12 protein-coding genes, 1 tRNA gene and 1 pseudogene are annotated in these 15,612 nt (G+C 63.0%); 7 read left to right on the top strand and 7 right to left on the bottom strand.

Translation table 11 applies throughout. From position 1 onward, the window contains the following. Nucleotides 1–75 precede the first annotated feature (75 nt). The 6 genes and pseudogenes from ACM0PB_RS18805 to ACM0PB_RS18830 form a co-directional block, all read right to left on the bottom strand. Nucleotides 76–1,320, bottom strand: coding sequence for an HlyD family secretion protein (locus ACM0PB_RS18805; protein ID WP_111174855.1), 1,245 nt, complete (start codon nt 1,318–1,320; stop codon nt 76–78). Then, a complete protein-coding gene (locus tag ACM0PB_RS18810; RefSeq protein WP_414604754.1) occupies nt 1,317–3,437 on the bottom strand; it encodes a peptidase domain-containing ABC transporter in 2,121 nt (706 codons plus the stop codon). The genes ACM0PB_RS18805 and ACM0PB_RS18810 overlap by 4 nt, the downstream gene beginning before the upstream one ends. 360 nt (nt 3,438–3,797) lie before the next feature. Further along, complete coding sequence (locus ACM0PB_RS18815) at nt 3,798–4,445, bottom strand: CPBP family intramembrane glutamic endopeptidase (RefSeq protein ID WP_235649152.1); 648 nt, start codon at nt 4,443–4,445, stop codon at nt 3,798–3,800. Nucleotides 4,446–5,480: 1,035 nt separating this feature from the next. Then, nucleotides 5,481–6,943: pseudogene (locus ACM0PB_RS18820) on the bottom strand (site-specific integrase). Between the two features lie 253 nt (nt 6,944–7,196). Then, nucleotides 7,197–7,270: transfer RNA gene (locus ACM0PB_RS18825), tRNA-Gly, on the bottom strand. 116 nt (nt 7,271–7,386) lie between these two features. Then, the gene (locus ACM0PB_RS18830; RefSeq protein ID WP_053501089.1) at nt 7,387–9,240 is read right to left on the bottom strand and encodes an autotransporter domain-containing esterase; all 1,854 of its coding nucleotides are present in this window, start codon (nt 9,238–9,240) and stop codon (nt 7,387–7,389) included. 207 nt (nt 9,241–9,447) lie between these two features. On the opposite strand from ACM0PB_RS18830, the gene thiS reads away from it, so the two are divergent. The 4 genes from thiS to ACM0PB_RS18850 all read left to right on the top strand — a co-directional run bounded on the left by thiS (nt 9,448) and on the right by ACM0PB_RS18850 (nt 13,169). Then, nucleotides 9,448–9,648, top strand: coding sequence for a sulfur carrier protein ThiS (gene thiS, locus ACM0PB_RS18835; RefSeq protein ID WP_005418796.1), 201 nt, complete (start codon nt 9,448–9,450; stop codon nt 9,646–9,648). Between the two features lie 117 nt (nt 9,649–9,765). Further along, the gene (locus tag ACM0PB_RS18840; RefSeq protein WP_164229966.1) at nt 9,766–10,560 is read left to right on the top strand and encodes a thiazole synthase; all 795 of its coding nucleotides are present in this window, start codon (nt 9,766–9,768) and stop codon (nt 10,558–10,560) included. Further along, on the top strand, nt 10,560–11,294 hold the full coding sequence (gene trmB, locus ACM0PB_RS18845; RefSeq protein ID WP_005418800.1) for a tRNA (guanosine(46)-N7)-methyltransferase TrmB: 735 nt from the start codon (nt 10,560–10,562) through the stop codon (nt 11,292–11,294). Before ACM0PB_RS18840 ends, trmB begins: the two co-directional genes overlap by 1 nt. Nucleotides 11,295–11,321: 27 nt before the next feature. Further along, entirely contained in the window at nt 11,322–13,169 is a 1,848-nt protein-coding gene (locus tag ACM0PB_RS18850) for an SLC13 family permease (protein WP_005418803.1), read from the top strand. 247 nt (nt 13,170–13,416) lie between these two features. On the opposite strand, the gene ACM0PB_RS18855 is transcribed toward ACM0PB_RS18850, so the two are convergent. Further along, nucleotides 13,417–13,752 carry a Rieske (2Fe-2S) protein gene (locus tag ACM0PB_RS18855; protein WP_065196708.1) on the bottom strand — a complete coding sequence of 112 codons (336 nt, stop codon included), beginning with the start codon at nt 13,750–13,752 and terminating at the stop codon, nt 13,417–13,419. Nucleotides 13,753–13,930: 178 nt separating this feature from the next. On the opposite strand from ACM0PB_RS18855, the gene ACM0PB_RS18860 reads away from it, so the two are divergent. The 3 genes from ACM0PB_RS18860 to mscL all read left to right on the top strand — a co-directional run bounded on the left by ACM0PB_RS18860 (nt 13,931) and on the right by mscL (nt 15,463). Continuing rightward, entirely contained in the window at nt 13,931–14,212 is a 282-nt protein-coding gene (locus ACM0PB_RS18860; protein ID WP_005410817.1) for a hypothetical protein, read from the top strand. A 75-nt stretch (nt 14,213–14,287) separates the two neighbouring features. After that, nucleotides 14,288–15,004 carry a fumarylacetoacetate hydrolase family protein gene (locus tag ACM0PB_RS18865; protein ID WP_005418807.1) on the top strand — a complete coding sequence of 239 codons (717 nt, stop codon included), beginning with the start codon at nt 14,288–14,290 and terminating at the stop codon, nt 15,002–15,004. Nucleotides 15,005–15,058: 54 nt separating this feature from the next. Continuing rightward, nucleotides 15,059–15,463 carry a large-conductance mechanosensitive channel protein MscL gene (mscL, locus tag ACM0PB_RS18870; protein ID WP_005418809.1) on the top strand — a complete coding sequence of 135 codons (405 nt, stop codon included), beginning with the start codon at nt 15,059–15,061 and terminating at the stop codon, nt 15,461–15,463. Nucleotides 15,464–15,612 lie beyond the last annotated feature (149 nt).

Here is a 15,612-nt window from a genome sequence, read left to right on the forward strand (position 1 = left end):
CAAGATGACACCTTAAGTGGCCGAGGTTGGGGACCACCAAGTGAGCACGCGTACGGTTATCGTCGCAAGCAAAGGCTAACCGCCCAGCTTCCCAGTAACAGAATAGAGAGGCTCCAGCAGCCATTCGTAGAGCTTGCGACGCTCACCCATGATATCGGCTTCAAGCTGCATGCCTGGGCGGAGCGTCTCCATCTTCCCGTATGCCAGCACTCCTTGTTGGTCCAACGAGACCAGGACCCGATACAAGGACTGCCTTGCATCGCCGTCCTTCTGGGATACTGTCAACGCGCTGCGAGAGATGCGGATGACCGTTCCTTCGTGGGCACCGAACTTCTGGTAAGGATAGGCTTGATAGCGCAAGAGAACCCGGTCGCCTGATTTGACGAACCCAATGGCCGAGCTGGGCACCAGCAGTTGTGCTCGAAGCTCGGATCCCTTGGGAAGTAGACTGAGAATGGGTTGGCCCGGCTGCACCGCCTGGCCGGCCTCGACGAGTCGATTTGCTACCAGTCCAGTTACTGGTGCGCGAAGCAGCAGCTCCCCGTCGGCCTCCATCCGGACGGTCTCCTGGCTCAATGCAGCCAGATCACGTTCCGAGGCCGCCTTGGCGGAGAGCCTCTGATGGGGAATTTCTGCTAGCCGCTGCTCCAGTTCAGCCAGGTTCCGCCGAATCGAGGTCGCTTGGCGTTGAAGGGCTTGTTGCGCGTTGACCGCCTCGAGTATCGATTGCTCTTGTTGGTTGATCTGAACCAGGCTTACGTAGCGCTCATCCTCGACGCTCCGAAATCGGGCGAGGGTCTCGCGACCAATTCGCACCTGCTCGCCGCGGGTGTGGATCTCTGCCTCAATCTGCGAAAGCTCGCGCAGCATCGCCGAGCGTTGGGCCTTGGCTCCCTCCTGTTGTGCCGCGAGCTGCCTGTCCTGGAACTCGCTCATCGCCTCCACACTGGTCATACGGGAGCGCTGTGCGTCAAGCAACGTGGACACGGCATCCTGCCCTGTGGAGGTGACCCGCGGCACATTGATCGTCAGCAGCCCGTCCTGGCGCCGGACGTGGTCGCCTTCTTCGACATCCAGTCTCGCAACCACGCCAGCCGACGGAGCGACCACGGTGGAAAGCCCGAGATCAGGCACAAGCTCGCCCATAACCCTGGATCTGCGTGAATACTCGCCCAGGTAGAGGAAGCCGACGATGGCCGAGGCAGCCATCGCTGCGAACACCGCAAGAATCCAGAAACGGAGCGGTTGCGCCAAGGACACTCCACCGAGCCAGCTTCGTCGCTGGGCATCGATGGCTTCCTTGCGGAAGAGGCCGCTCATGCGAGGACCTCCTCAAGGCCGTCCCGTGCGGCTTTCGCGGAGCTTGATGCGTTCTGCACCAACTCGCGCGCTACCGCGCCCGCGTGCATGATCAGCACCCGGTCTGCACTGGCGATGGTCTCTGGCCGATGGGCGATGATCACCCGGGTCAGCTCAAGTTGTCGGACGGCTTCATTCACCAGCCTTTCCCGCTCAACATCCAGATGGCTGGTTGCCTCGTCCAAGAATAGCAACTGGGGCTTGCGATACAGGGCGCGTGCAAGGATCACCCGCTGCTTCTGACCACCAGAGAGGGTCGTCCCCATGTCGCCGATCAGGCTGTTGTAGCCCATGGGCATCGCTGCGATGTCGTCATGCACAGCGGCCAACTCTGCGGCTTCACGCACCCTGGATTCATCATGGTGATCGTCTTCGAAGGCGATGTTCTCGCTGACACTTCCCGCGAAGAGCTGGTCATCTTGCATCACCGCGCCGATCATGCTGCGATACTCGCTTACGCTGACCTTTGACAAGGGCACGCCTCCGATGCGGATCTCACCTTCCGTCGGCTGGAGAAGGCCGAGGAGAATCTTGATCAGCGTGGTCTTTCCGCAGCCAGATGGGCCGATGATGGCGACTGACTCACCAGGATCCACTACAAAACTACAGTTCCTCAGCACCCAGGGCTCTCCGGTGGCATAGCGGAATCCAAGCCCTTCGACCTCAATTCGGATGCCGTCCGGCGACAGAGCGCAGGTGCTGGAAGCGAGGTTCTCTGGTTCGGTAAGAACAATGTCGGAGAGCCGTTCGCCGTGAAGACGGAGCATGCGGAACTCCACCCACTTGTCGATCAAGGCTCCCACTCGTTGTGAAAACTGGTCCTTGTAGGCGATGTAGGCAATCAGCATGCCCACGGAGAACACGTTCTCCATTGCCAGCAGTGCTCCCAGCCAAACCACCGCAATGCGCTCCAGTCCAAACAGCAACTGATTGGCCCCGCCGAAGCTCAGCCCAAACTTTGCTAGCCAAACGTCGTGATTGACCGTTTCGTTCATGAGATTGAAGTAGCCGGCCTGGCGAATGGACTCTCGGCCAGCAACTTTCACCGATTGAACCCCCCGGATGGACTCGAGCAGGTGGCTCTCCTGCCGTGCCCCGGCGATCAACTGCCTCTCTGTGCCTCGCCTGAGCGGGGCGAAGGCACAAGCACGCGCGATTGCATACAGAGCAACTGCAATCAACGTAACCAGCGCCAGCTTCCAGCTGTAGAGCAGCATCATTCCCAGCGTCACCACCGCCATGAGGCCATCAATGAGCGCCTCTACGAAGCTGATCGTCAACGTTTGCTGGATAGCCTGGACGCTTCCCATGCGTGAGGTGACATCGCCCAAATGGCGCTTCTCAAAGAAGTCCAGGGGCAAACGCAACAGGTGCCGGAAGACGTTGCCGGTCCATTGCAGGTTGAGCCGGTTTGACAGGTAGATGACCGCCCGTCCTCGGACTTGCCCGATGCAGACTTGCAGCAACAGCGCCAGGGCAAACCCGGTGCCCAGCACGGTCAGCAAGTCCCTGTCATGGGCAATGAGGGCCTGATCCACGGTCCATTGCATGAAGAATGGTGCTATCAGAACAAACACCTGAAGAGCAATGGACAGAAGCAGCAGCAGGCTTAGTGCACGCCAGAATCCCTCGATCTTGCCCGTCAGCTGCGCGAGCGAGACGACTGGCGGGCGAGGACTGGCCCGGAACTCGGCAGTTGGATACAACTCCAGCGCAATTCCGGTGAAATGGCGCGAGACTTCATCCAGAGAAAGCTTGCGTTTGCCAAAGGCGGGATCCAGAACGGTCACGACATTGCGACGGACATTGCTGATTACAACGAAGTGGTTGAGGTCCCAGTGTGCAATGCAGGGCAGTTGAAGTTGGCTCAGGTGCTCCAAGTCCAGGCGTAGCGGGCGGCAGCGAAAGCCTAGCGCGCCTCCAATTTCAATGACTTGAGCAAGCGTCGAGCCCTTAAGTGAGAGGGCATGGCGGCGGCGGAGTTCCCGCAGTCCAATGTTGTTGCCATGATGCGACGCGACCATGGCTAAGCATGCAAGACCGCATTCCGCTGCCTCGGATTGAATCACGGCGTCAATAAGATAGCATCTCTCTATCGCTAGAAATGGCGAATTGAACAGGGTAGTTGTTGGAGGTTCTGCAGAATTGCGCGTGATGCGAGAAGGGACGGGGTAGAACTCCCCGCCCCTTTAATCGTGAATTCAAACTACTGAGACTGTTCCGATCGCTTATCAGAATCTTCTTGCTTTGCGAGGTATTTCCCGCCGTGGTAGCCAGCTACAAAAAAAGCAAAGGCTGCTACAAGAGCGAAAGCAAGGATGCTGGCGTCACTGTGCTTGGTCATTTGAATCAAAGGCTCCTCCGCGTTGACATTCGTGCTTGCCTGCGCGAGTCGCTGGCTTGAACGCACGGCGCTGCATGGGAAGGTCCGCTGGTGCTCACGACTGAATTCCGTAGTCCCTGAGCGTCGGGTAGAATATGACCCACTGCGTTATTGTGAGATTTATTGTGCCGTGGACTGTAGCCAGCTGGGTTATGCTCAGGTTGAATGGATAGGCCAAAATGCATAGCAGTATCGAAAATAGGAATGACGAGATAACGGCGTCGACGTGAACCGCAGCAAATGCCGCGCTAACCATGATGGTTCCCAATACGCGCCCGAAGTAGTGAGATACGCCATCAAAGAGCAGGTGTCTCACTACCTTCTCCTCGAAAAGAGGTCCGATGATGCAGGTCGAAATCAAGCCAAGAAAATAGAAATTGATTGGAATTTCGCTAAAGGGGATGAATTTTGTGTGTGGTATTGCAGGGATTCCAACGACGTAAACCCAAATCGCGCCTCCAGCGATCCCCATGGCCACCAAGGCAGCGCCAAGCCGGAAAGTCCACTCTCTCCTGGGCTCATTGGGAAGTAGCCAGACACAAACCGCGAAGGCGAGAAGTTCGACGATCGCTCTTGATCCAAAAACGTCGAAGTATTTCAGAACTCCAAGTGCCGCACCGGCGCCCACAGTTGCAATTGCAGCTACGAATATCTTGTTCTCCGCTATGGGGCGAGGCCTCCAGTGCGCGATTCTCCTGAGCAAGAACTTTCTCCCGAGGGCCCAGGCCCGGAATTGGGCCTGGGCCTTAGCTAACGCGCCTACATCATTCTGAATTGTGCCTCAGAGGTTCGGCCTCGTATTCACGCTGGCGCCCGATCAGGCATTCTGGATCATTGAGCCATGAGGTGATGGTAGATTAGACCAGCAGCGCCGATTCCACTGAAGGGCGCAACCCTTCCATACATATACGCGGTCTCCATGAAGCTGTGGAGAGTTCCGCTGACGTGGCTTCCTTCGCTCGAACCAATCTGAATGTTGATGCCCTTCGTACCGCCTGACACTTCTGCAAGTTCCAATTGACTAAGATCACGCATATAGCCTCCATTGCGATGCTGTCGGAGTAATGAGAGTTGCGAATTCGCCTCGAGACCAAGCGTGGCGGCATCGAGTTAACCAATATTCTCGATGCGCCGGAGCTTCGTCAGCGACGCGCTGTGGCCTTCGTGGTTCACATTGGTGCACCCAGCAGGCGCTTTCATTCAAGACTGTGACGGCCTTCCGCACAATCCAACTGAGGCCGCTTGAAATGTTATGACATAACAATATATGTTCACGGGCTGTCCGCAGCCGAGGCTGCCTCGGGCCACTGTGTTGCTTGATGCACCTGTGACTTCGCAGCGGGCCGACCAATGCCTCGTCTGGCCAGCTCCGACGGAAGCCAAACTCTTGCCCTGCTCCTGCCGCCTCAGGCTGGAGCGTGCTCGGGCTTTGCTTTCGCGCGCTTTCGCGGAGCACCTTCGGACAGGAGTGCCTTGAGAACCGGTAGGTTCAAGTTGAAGTCCAGCACTGCCAGCCCAGGGGTGTTCACGCCCGGGCCATGCAGATCTTCTTGGACGGTGAATTCGCGGCTATACGTGGCTTGGTGCTCGTCGTCAGCTCGCTCAACCACCTGGACCCGCAACTCGGACGGTATGCCTGCGCGTCCGAGAGGCTGAACTTCTGCTTTCGAAGTGAGTGGAAACCGCGCCTCATCGGCTTCCACGTCTTGCCGGGCCAACGCCATCCCAGCCGCGGCAGTCATGCGGATGTTTTGTTTCTTTTTGCCTCTCGCGCAATTCGCTTGGCTTCCGTAGCGGCCCGTTGCAAGTTCTCCCCAAATTGACCCGGCACATGCGACGGCAGGGTCACCGGCGGATTGAACATCGCCAACGTCTCCACCCGCAGAGGCAAGGTCTCTGGCTGAACTGCCGCTGGCACGGCCAACCCGCTGTTGTCCACGTAGACTTTTCGCAAGACCGATTTGGGCGGTTTGCCATGTCCGGTGATGCGGCCAATGGCCACGTCCCTGGCACTGACCTCCATGCCGGTGGCCAGCAGCGCTCGATCCGTGTGGGTGATGAAGTAATGCCTAAAGGCATGAAATCCCATGCCCTCTTCGGTGACGCCTTGCCGCTTGATGTAGGTCGAAAACTGACGTGACAGCTGACGCCCAAAGCCCAGTCCTGTGCTGTTGGGAAGGTCCGGGAAAAGGCGATCCACGCCGGACGCTCGCACCTCATCTACGAAATGGAGGAAACCTGCATCCAGCACCGGTTGAGCCAATGGAACAAACCGCAGTGAGCTCGTGTTCTTGACCTTGTTTCCTTCTCCCCGAGTTGTGACCAGGAAGCCGGCAACCCCATCCACATGCATCACATCTGCTGCGCGCAGCTGCGCCACCTCGTTCACGCGCGCGCCGCTGTAGAGGCCAGTATCGGCCCCCAGAAGCGGTGCGGATACTTCGAGGCCCAGCGCAAGAAACCTGCCCCGAATACCACCTTCAGTTCGTCATGCGTGAACGGGCGACCCGTTTCCGGCTCCTCCACTCCCCGCCGTTCCGACGGTGAGGCGACGCCCTCCATCGGGTCAAGCTGTAGAAGCCGCTGCTTGCGCAGGTGCGAAATAAACACCCCCAATCTGTCCCAATGCTTGTTGAGCGTCGCACTGGCCGGCGGCTTCTCTGCGTTGCGTTTCGACAGCGCAAGCACCTGAGGCACACTTAGGTCGCGATACAACTTGTTCTTGGTTGCGTTTCTGGGCCAATGCTCCACTGCGTCCATGAAGGCCTGCACGTGGTCAGCGTCCAGTGTGGCGACAGGAATGTCCCCAACAAGGCCCAACAGAATTCGCAGGCTGTGCCGACTTTCGATGATGGTCTTCGGCGCCAGCTTTCCCAAGCTGGCCAGATGCTTGTCGATGCAGGCGGAGAGCAGTGGTCCTGACGGGGCCGCAGCCGACGTGGGCACCTGAGGAGGGTAGCCGGCCACCGCAGCAGCCAGCGGATCCTTCTCCGCCACTTGGCCCATCAGCCGCTCCAGCATCTCCACGTCCTGGAGTGTTTCCAGCTGAGCCTCAGCAACATGTGTTCCGTTGCGCAGGGTCATGCCTCTGATGATCAGGTCCCTGCGCCCAGCAGCGCGTGCCGCTTCCAGTGCCTTCTTCAGATCCACCGCGTCCCCCTGGCGTATCGCTTCGAATGCCTGAGAGAGTGCCACGCCCATGCAGGCGGCCACCAGCCGTGCCCTATCGCCGGCAGGCTCATGGAGAGGACGAACGAGGAAACGCGAACCGACGGCGCCACGCAGATCGATGGGCACAAGAAAGCGGGCGTATAGCCCACTGGGACGAGCAAGAAGCAGCGGCTTGGGCAAAAACGATACCTCGAACGATACCTAAACAGGTCGTTTGAGCATTCGTTCTTCTGCCAGTTCACACGTGCGCTATCAACAACTTAAGCGCAGATCACGTGACAAATGGAGCGGGCGATGGGAATCGAACCCACGTCAGTAGCTTGGGAAGCTACAGCTCTACCATTGAGCTACGCCCGCAGTGCGCGGTGAAAGTCTATGCGGTTGGCCCGGTGTTGCGCAATGGCGGCCACCGCATCCGCGAGGGGTCAGAGCCCTTTCCTCGCGGAAAGGGATCCGACCCCGGCGGTTGCTGCTTAGAACGTGCCGCTGAAGTTGGCGAACAGGGTGGCGTCCTGCGCGCGCTTCTGGCCGGTCGACGCGCTCAGGCCGAAGTTGCTCTGCAGGCCGAACAGTTCGGTGCGGGCACCCAGCACGACGGTGGCGTAGTTCTTGTCGAACTTCAGGCCCGGCACGCGGTAGCTGCCCAGTTCCGGCAGGGTCTGCAGCCAGGCGCTGGCCTGCTTGGTGTCCTCGAACTCGTGGTCGTAGGTCACCTGCGCGTACGGCTTGAGGGTGCCGCCATCGAAGCGGGCCTGCCAGCCGATGCGGCCGACGGTCGAATCGACATTCTGGCGGTCGTAGCCCAGCGCGGTTGCCAGCGTGCCGGCCGCGGCGCTTTCGGTGTAACCGTCGATCTTCACCTTCTGCCAGATCACCGAAGCGATCGGGCCGTGACGGAAGCCGCCTTCGGTGCCGAACTCGTAACCGGCGTTCAGGGCGGCGGTCAGGTTGCTGCCGTCCGGCGAACCACCATGCTCACGAGTGGCCGGGCCCAGCTGGACCTTGCGGTTCACGTCATAGGACAGCCAGGTGTAGCTGACCTGACCGTTCACCCAGATGCGGTCGCCGTACCAGCCAGCGAACAGACCGGCCGAGGTGTCCTTCTGGGTGAAGTCGCCACGGTTGTTGCCGAAGTCGGCGTTGAGGCGACCGAAACCGGCGAAGCCGCCGAACACCATGCCGTCGCGTGCCCAGTCGATACCGAACAGGCCGGCCGGGGCCAGCCCGTCGTACAGGTCGGCGTGGTCGTAGCGCTGCAGGTCACCGCGCACGCCCCCCCACCAGGACAGGCCGTCAGCCGGACGGCCGCCCAGGTGCATGCTGACCTGGTCGGCGCGCGAGCGGCCGATGGTCTGCGCCGAGTGGCTCAGCACCTGCTGCAGGCGCGGCGCTTCCAGCACCGAGACTGCGTACTGGCCCAGCAGCTGATGGCCGGCGGTGGTCGGGTGCACGCCATCGGCGAACAGGTAGGTGTTGGCCGCATCCGGGCTGACGTAGCTGGTCGGGTTGCAGGTCAGGATGCTCTGCGTCGAGTTGGCCGGATCGATCTTGCAGGCGGTGCTGGTGACGTTGGTGAAGCCGTACATGCCCGGGTTGGCGGTCACTTCACGCAGGATGCTGAAGGTATCGAGCGGAATGAACTCGATGCCCGCCTGCTTCAGGCCACCGTACAGGGCCTTGTTGTAGCCGGCCGACAGTGCGGTGGCGGCGGCGGCATTGGGGCCGCGGAACTGTGGGGTGATGCCCACATCCGGCAGGTTCGGTACCAGCACGTACTGGGCGCCGGCCTGCTTCAGCGCACCCACCAGCGCGATCTGGTCGGTGACCGCTGCGCCGATGATGCCCTGCACCTGGGCCTGCGACGCGCCACCTGCCGCCGCACGGGTGGCCGCGAACAGATCATTGGCCCCTCCCCATACGGTGTACAGGGCGTTGCCGTCAGCCTTGCCACCGTTCGCGGCAAGGTAGCGGGTTGCTTGCGACTTCAGCGACGGAATCACGCCCAGGCCACCGGCCTCGTCCACCGACACGCGGGCACCGCCGACTGCATAGTTGTCACCGCTCTGGCCGTTGCCGTTGGCGGCGCCATTGAGGCCATAGTAGTTGGCGACCTGCTGCGACCACACCCAACCCGGGTTGGTGGTGAACTGGCCGGTGACCGGACGCACATCGGCCGGCAGCAGCGGGCGGAAATAGCCGGCATCGGTCAGGCTGTCGCCGAAGAACACGGCCTTGGAATACGGGGATTCGCCTGCCATGGCCGGAACCGCGGCCAGCGCGATCGCGGCCGCCATCAGGGAGCGGATCGGGCGTTTGCTGAGCAGCATGTAAGAAACTCCTGTGGGGATATCGTTGAGGACCCGGCGGACGTACGCCGGCGCACGGTGAATGGTTTCACTGCGCCGCGTTTTGCTCACGCTGCGCCGCCGCATGGATTGTCGCCCGGCAGCGTCGGACAACGCTGTGCCGGGGCTGGCGGCCGAGGCAATTTGCAAGGGTTCCGATCCGCGCAGGCCGTAGGCGACAATGCGGCGATGAACATCCAGCTCAACGGCGAACCCCGTACCCTGCCCGCCTCGGCGACCCTCCACGATCTGCTGCAGGCCGAGCAGTTGCTGCAACGCCGGGTCGCGGTCGAGGTCAACGGCGAGATCGTCAGCCGCAGCCGCCATGGCGAGCACGTCCTGGCCGAGGGCGACGTGGTGGAGATCGTGCACGCGCTGGGTGGGGGCTGAGGCTGCGCGGGTGTTCAGGGGTCAGATCCCTTTGCCGGTGGCAAAGGGATCTGACCCCACGCTCGACCCCGCCCTCTACGTGACCCCATCTTCAGGCGGATAAGCGATAATTGCGCCATGAACGTTCATGTCTCCCCCGATTCGCTGGTAATCGCCGGCAAGACCTATGGCTCGCGGCTGCTGACCGGCACCGGCAAGTTCAAGGACCTGGAAGAAACCCGCCTGGCGACCGAGGCCGCTGGTGCCCAGATCGTCACCGTGGCCATCCGCCGCACCAACATCGGGCAGAACCCGGGCGAGCCGAACCTGCTGGACGTGCTGTCGCCGGAGCGCTTCACCATCCTGCCCAACACCGCCGGCTGCTACACCGCCGAGGACGCGGTGCGTACGTGCCGCCTGGCCCGTGAGCTGCTGGACGGCCACAACCTGACCAAGCTGGAAGTGCTCGGCGACCAGAAGACCCTGTACCCGGACGTGATGCAGACCCTGAAGGCCGCCGAGCAGCTGGTCAAGGACGGTTTCGAGGTGATGGTCTATACCTCCGACGACCCGATCCTGGCCAAGCGCCTGGAAGAGATCGGCTGCGCTGCGGTGATGCCGCTGGCCGCGCCGATCGGTTCGGGCCTGGGCATCCAGAACAAGTACAACCTGCTGCAGATCATCGAAGACGCCAAGGTCCCGATCATCGTTGATGCCGGCGTGGGTACCGCGTCGGACGCGGCGATCGCGATGGAGCTGGGCTGCGACGGCGTGCTGATGAACACCGCCATTGCCGGTGCGCGCAGCCCGGTGCTGATGGCCAGCGCGATGCGCAAGGCGGTCGAGGCCGGCCGCGAGGCCTTCCTGGCCGGGCGCATCCCGCGCAAGCGCTACGCCAGCGCCTCCTCGCCGGTGGACGGGCTGATCGGCTGATGACCAATCCTTTTGACAGCGCCGGTTCCAAGGCCCCGCCCAAGCCCTTCACCGTGAGCGAGGGCCGCCGCGAGGTGCGCAGCTTCGTATTGCGCCAGGGTCGCTTCACCCCCGCCCAGCAGCGCGCGTTCGACGAACGCTGGCCGCGCTTCGGCATCGATTACAACGGCCAGCCGCGCGACCTGGACGCCACCTTCGGCCGCCCGGCACACAAGGTGCTGGAGATCGGCTTCGGCAACGGTGCCGCGCTGCGCTTCGCGGCCCAGCACGACCCATCGCGCGACTACATCGGCATCGAGGTGCACGCCCCGGGCGTGGGCCGGCTGCTGAACGCGCTGGCCGAGGACGATGCCGACCACGTGCGCCTGTACCACCACGACGCGGTGGAAGTGCTGCAGAACGAGATCGCCGACGGCGCACTCGATGAAGTGCGCATCTACTTCCCGGACCCGTGGCACAAGAAGCGCCACAACAAGCGCCGCCTGCTGCAGCCGGCATTCGCCGAACTGCTGGTGCGCAAGCTGCGCCCGGGGGGCCGCCTGCACTGCGCGACCGACTGGGAAGACTACGCCGAGCAGATGTGGGACGTGCTCGACGCAACCGCCGGGCTGGTCAACCGCGCCGGCCCGCGGGGCAGCGTGCCGCGCCCGGACTGGCGCCCGCAGACGCACTTCGAGACCCGCGGCCAGAAGCTGGGCCACGGCGTCTGGGACCTGCTGTACGACCGCACCTGACGATCGCCTGAGGACGCCGCGCCCCACATGGATACCGCGCTGACGCTGACCAACGACATGAAGCTCGTGCTCGGGCTGGTCGGCTTCACGATGGCGATGTTCCTGTTCGAGCGCATCCGCGCCGACGTGGTCGCGCTGGTGGTGCTGGTGGTGCTTGGTGTCACCGGGCTGATCGCGCCGGAGGAGATCTTCGGCGGTTTCTCCGGTAACGCGGTGATGAGCATCATCGCCACCACCATCCTCGGTGCGGGCCTGGACCGCACCGGGGCGCTGAACCGGCTGGCGGCCTGGCTGCTGCGGCGCGGCCACGGTGTCGAGCAACGGCTGCTGATGATGACCACCGCCATCGCCGGCCTGAACTCCTCCTTCATGCAGAACCCGTCGGTGATGGCGTTGTATCTGCCGGTTGCCTCACGACTGGCAGCGCGCACCGGGCTGACGATGCAGCGCCTGCTGCTGCCGATCTCGGCGGCGATCGTGATGGGCGGTGCACTGACCATGGTCGGCAATTCGCCGCTGATCCTGCTGAACGATCTGCTGGCCTCGGCCAACAACAACCTTCCCTCCGGCCTGGCCACCATCGAGCCGCTGCGCATGTTCGCGCCGCTGCCGATCGGTGTGGCGTTGCTGATCGCTTCGTTGCTGTACTTCCGCTACTACGGCGACCGCAAGCTGATCGAAGAGGAAAGCCTGGTCAATGACGGGGTCACCCCGGCGCGCACCGAGAGCTACTTCGCCAAGACCTATGGCATCGAAGGCGATGTGTTCGAGCTGGTGGTGACCGCCGAGAGCCCGCTGGTGGGCATGACCCTGGGCGAGGCCGAGACCCTGCACGATGCGCCACTGCTGCTGGCCCTGAAGACCGGCAACGACACCCGCCTGGCACCGCCGGCGGAGATGCGCATCTGGGTCGGCAGTGTGCTCGGTGCGATGGGACCGCGCCAGCAGATCAGCGACTTCGCGCAGAACCAGTTCCTGCGCATGTCCTCGCGCCTGAAGCACCTGGGTGACCTGTTCAACCCCAGCCGCGCCGGCATTTCCGAGGCAGTGGTGCCACCGACCTCGAACGTGATCGGCAAGAGTGCGGCCGATCTGCGACTTCGCAAGGAGCGCGGCATCAGCCTGCTGGCGATCAACCGCGACAAACAGGTGATCCGCGAGGACGTGCGCGACGTGCAGCTGCGCGCCGGCGACATGCTGGTGTTCCACAGCATCTGGACCGACCTGGCGCAGGCCGCGCGCAGCCGCGACTTCGTGGTGGTGACCGACTATCCGACCGGCGAGCAGCGCCCGCACAAGTTCAAGATTGCGATGGCGATCTTCGCGCTGACAATCCTGATCGCGCTGACCAGCAAGCTGCCGGTGGCGCTGACGCTGATGACCGGCGTGGCCGGCATGCTGCTGACCGGCGTGCTGCGTATGGACGAGGCGTATGCCTCGATCAACTGGAAGACGGTGTTCATGATGGCCGGGCTGATTCCGCTCGGCTGGGCGATGGACTCCAGCGGTGCGGCCGCGTGGGTGGCCGGCCATACCATCGACAAGCTGCCGACCGGCATTCCGGTGTGGGTGCTGGAGGTGGCGCTGGCGCTGCTGACCACGGCGTTCTCGCTGGTGATCAGCCATGTGGGTGCGACCATCGTGATGGTGCCGATCGCGGTGAACCTGGCACTGGCGGCGGGGGGCAACCCGACCGCGTTCGCGCTGATCGTGGCGCTGTCGGCGTCCAACAACCTGATGACGGCCTCCAACCCGGTGATCTCGATGATCACTGGCCCGGCCAACTACACCCCGCGCGAGATGTGGCGGGTCGGCGGCCCGCTGTCGCTGATCTATACCTGCGTGGTGGTGCTGATGATCAACCTGATGTTCTGAGGTTGGGGGCTGTTTGCAGGGCTGCGCCCTGCACCTGCAGAAGCGCCAGCAACAGCAACGGCAACAGCTGGCGGAGAACTGTCGAAACGCCATTCTGTGCCGCTGGTGGGTGTCGACCTTGGTCGACACGGTAGATCCACGCCATGCGTGGATGCCTTTGTAGCGTCGAGCCATGCTCGACTGCTCCTGGCTTGATGGGGTCAGAGCCGTTTTCCTGCGGAAAACGGCTCTGACCCACTAGCTGGCCTCAAGCCAGGTAGACCTGCCCGTCGCGCACGTCCACCGGCACCGCGCGCAGGCGGTCACCCTTGCACGGGCCGGCGATGCAGTCGCCGCTGTCCAGCGTGAACGAGGCGCCATGCGCGGCGCATACCAGGTGGCCCTCACGGCTCTTCAGGAACTGGCCTGGGGCCCAGTCCAGGCGGCGGCCAGCGTGCGGGCAGATGTTCAGGAACGCGCGCACCTGCGCGCCGTCGCGGTACAGCACCAGCGATTCGGCATCGCCATCGACCACCGCTTCGACCTCGGCAAACGCGCCATCGGCAATGGCATCAAGGGCGATCAGGGCAGCAGCGATAGTCATGGCGAAGGCTCGGACGGTAAACCGGAATTGTCGCATGCCTGCTCAGGTGACTGGCTGCGACATGAACACAAGTCATTGATCCGTAATAAGCACAGGCTATATTTAACGAGTTTTTCACTCAATGACAGTGGCGCGTCCCGATACTCTGTTTTCGCTGATCCCAGCCTATCGAGCCGCCATGTTCAATCGCGCATCCGCCTTCAACCAGTTCCGCACCCTGTTCGCGCCGCGTAAGCCGCGTCATCCGCTGGTGCGCGTCGCCGTGGGCCTGCTTGGCCTGGCGATCCTGGCGGCGATGGTGTTCATCGGTGTGTTCGTTGGCGCGGCGATGATCCTGGTCGGCCTGGCGTGGAAGCTGCTGGCTTCGCGCAAGCCGGGCGTTGCGCGTCCGGTTGACCCGACCGTGGTTGAAGGCGAGTATCGCGTGGTGCGCAAGCCGGTGTTGCCGGCCTCGCGCTGATCCAGGCCTTCCGCGCCCGCTGACGGCGGGCGCCATGCGTTCTAGACTGCGGGCACGCCCTTCCTGGATGCCCGCATGTCCGATGTCTCCGATGTGATCCCTGCCGTAGCCCTGCCGCGTGTACCGGTAGCCGGTGGCGGCAGCTTCCCCGTGCACCGCATCTACTGCGTCGGCCGCAATTTCGCCGACCACGCCCGCGAAATGGGCGCGGCGGTGCCGGCCGCCGATGACCGCGGCCGCCCGATGTTCTTCAGCAAGCCGGCCGATGCGATCGTGGTCGGCCACGACGATGCCATCCCCTACCCGCCGGCAACCGCCAACCTGCACCACGAAGTGGAACTGGTGGTGGCGATCGGGCGCGATGCGCCCACCGGCGAGCTGGCCGTGGCCGACGCCGATGCGCTGGTCTATGGTTACGCCGTCGGCCTGGACCTGACCCGCCGCGACCTGCAGGCCGCGGCCAAGGACAAGGGCCACCCGTGGGACGCGGCCAAGGGCTTCGACGCCTCCGCGCCGATCAGCGAAATCGTCCACGCCGAGGAAGTCGGCGACCTGGCCGCGCTGAACCTGTCGCTGGAGGTCAACGGCGAAGTGCGCCAGCAGGCACTGCTCGACCAGATGATCTGGAACGTGCCGGAGATCCTGCATGAGCTGTCCAAGCTGTGGCAGCTGCGTGCCGGCGACCTGGTGTTCATGGGCACCCCGTCCGGGGTGGCTGCGTTGAAGCCCGGCGACCGCTTCAGTGCCCGCCTTGAAAACGTGGCCGAGCGCCACGGCGTGATCGCCGGCTGACATCACCTGCGCTACCCTGCGCGCTGTCCACTTCCCCACCGGAGAAAAACAACAATGGGAATGCTCACCGAGTTCAAGGAATTCGCCATGCGCGGCAACGTCATTGACCTCGCCGTCGGCGTGGTGATCGGCGCGGCCTTCGGCAAGATCGTGACGGCGCTGGTCGAGAAGATCATCATGCCGCCGCTGGGCTACTTGATCGGGCGCGTGGATTTCTCCAGCCTGGCCTGGACGTTGTCGCCAGCCCGGCTCGGACCGGATGGCAAGGAGATCCCGGCGGTGGTGGTTGGCTACGGCGACTTCATCAACACCGTCATCCAGTTCGTGATCGTGGCTTTCGCGATCTTCATCGTGGTCAAGGCGATCAACCGGCTGTCGCGGAAGAAGGAAGCTGCCCCGGCGGCGCCGGCCGAAGAAGTGGTGCTGCTGCGCGAGATCCGCGACAGCCTGAAGAAATGAGGTATCGGGCGCCTATGGGCGCCCCTCCCACCTGTAGAGCCGAGCCCACGCTCGGCTGATCTGCAAAAGGCAGCCGAGCATTGGCTCGGCTCTACAGAAGCAGGCGAAAGCCCCGTCCTGGCGGGGCTTTCGCTTTGCCGGTCATGGCG

This window comes from Stenotrophomonas sp. AR029 (assembly GCF_047520695.2).
GTDB lineage: Bacteria > Pseudomonadota > Gammaproteobacteria > Xanthomonadales > Xanthomonadaceae > Stenotrophomonas > Stenotrophomonas sepilia.

Excerpts from the sequence above, each read along its gene's own strand:
- ACM0PB_RS18805 (WP_111174855.1), bottom strand. The coding sequence starts at position 1,320 with ATGAGCGGCCTCTTCCGCAAGGAAGCCATCGATGCCCAGCGACGAAGC.
- ACM0PB_RS18830 (WP_053501089.1), bottom strand. The coding sequence starts at position 9,240 with ATGCTGCTCAGCAAACGCCCGATCCGCTCCCTGATGGCGGCCGCGATC.
- thiS (WP_005418796.1), top strand. The coding sequence starts at position 9,448 with ATGAACATCCAGCTCAACGGCGAACCCCGTACCCTGCCCGCCTCGGCG.
- ACM0PB_RS18840 (WP_164229966.1), top strand. The coding sequence starts at position 9,766 with ATGAACGTTCATGTCTCCCCCGATTCGCTGGTAATCGCCGGCAAGACC.
- trmB (WP_005418800.1), top strand. The coding sequence starts at position 10,560 with ATGACCAATCCTTTTGACAGCGCCGGTTCCAAGGCCCCGCCCAAGCCC.
- ACM0PB_RS18850 (WP_005418803.1), top strand. The coding sequence starts at position 11,322 with ATGGATACCGCGCTGACGCTGACCAACGACATGAAGCTCGTGCTCGGG.
- ACM0PB_RS18855 (WP_065196708.1), bottom strand. The coding sequence starts at position 13,752 with ATGACTATCGCTGCTGCCCTGATCGCCCTTGATGCCATTGCCGATGGC.
- ACM0PB_RS18860 (WP_005410817.1), top strand. The coding sequence starts at position 13,931 with ATGTTCAATCGCGCATCCGCCTTCAACCAGTTCCGCACCCTGTTCGCG.
- ACM0PB_RS18865 (WP_005418807.1), top strand. The coding sequence starts at position 14,288 with ATGTCCGATGTCTCCGATGTGATCCCTGCCGTAGCCCTGCCGCGTGTA.
- mscL (WP_005418809.1), top strand. The coding sequence starts at position 15,059 with ATGGGAATGCTCACCGAGTTCAAGGAATTCGCCATGCGCGGCAACGTC.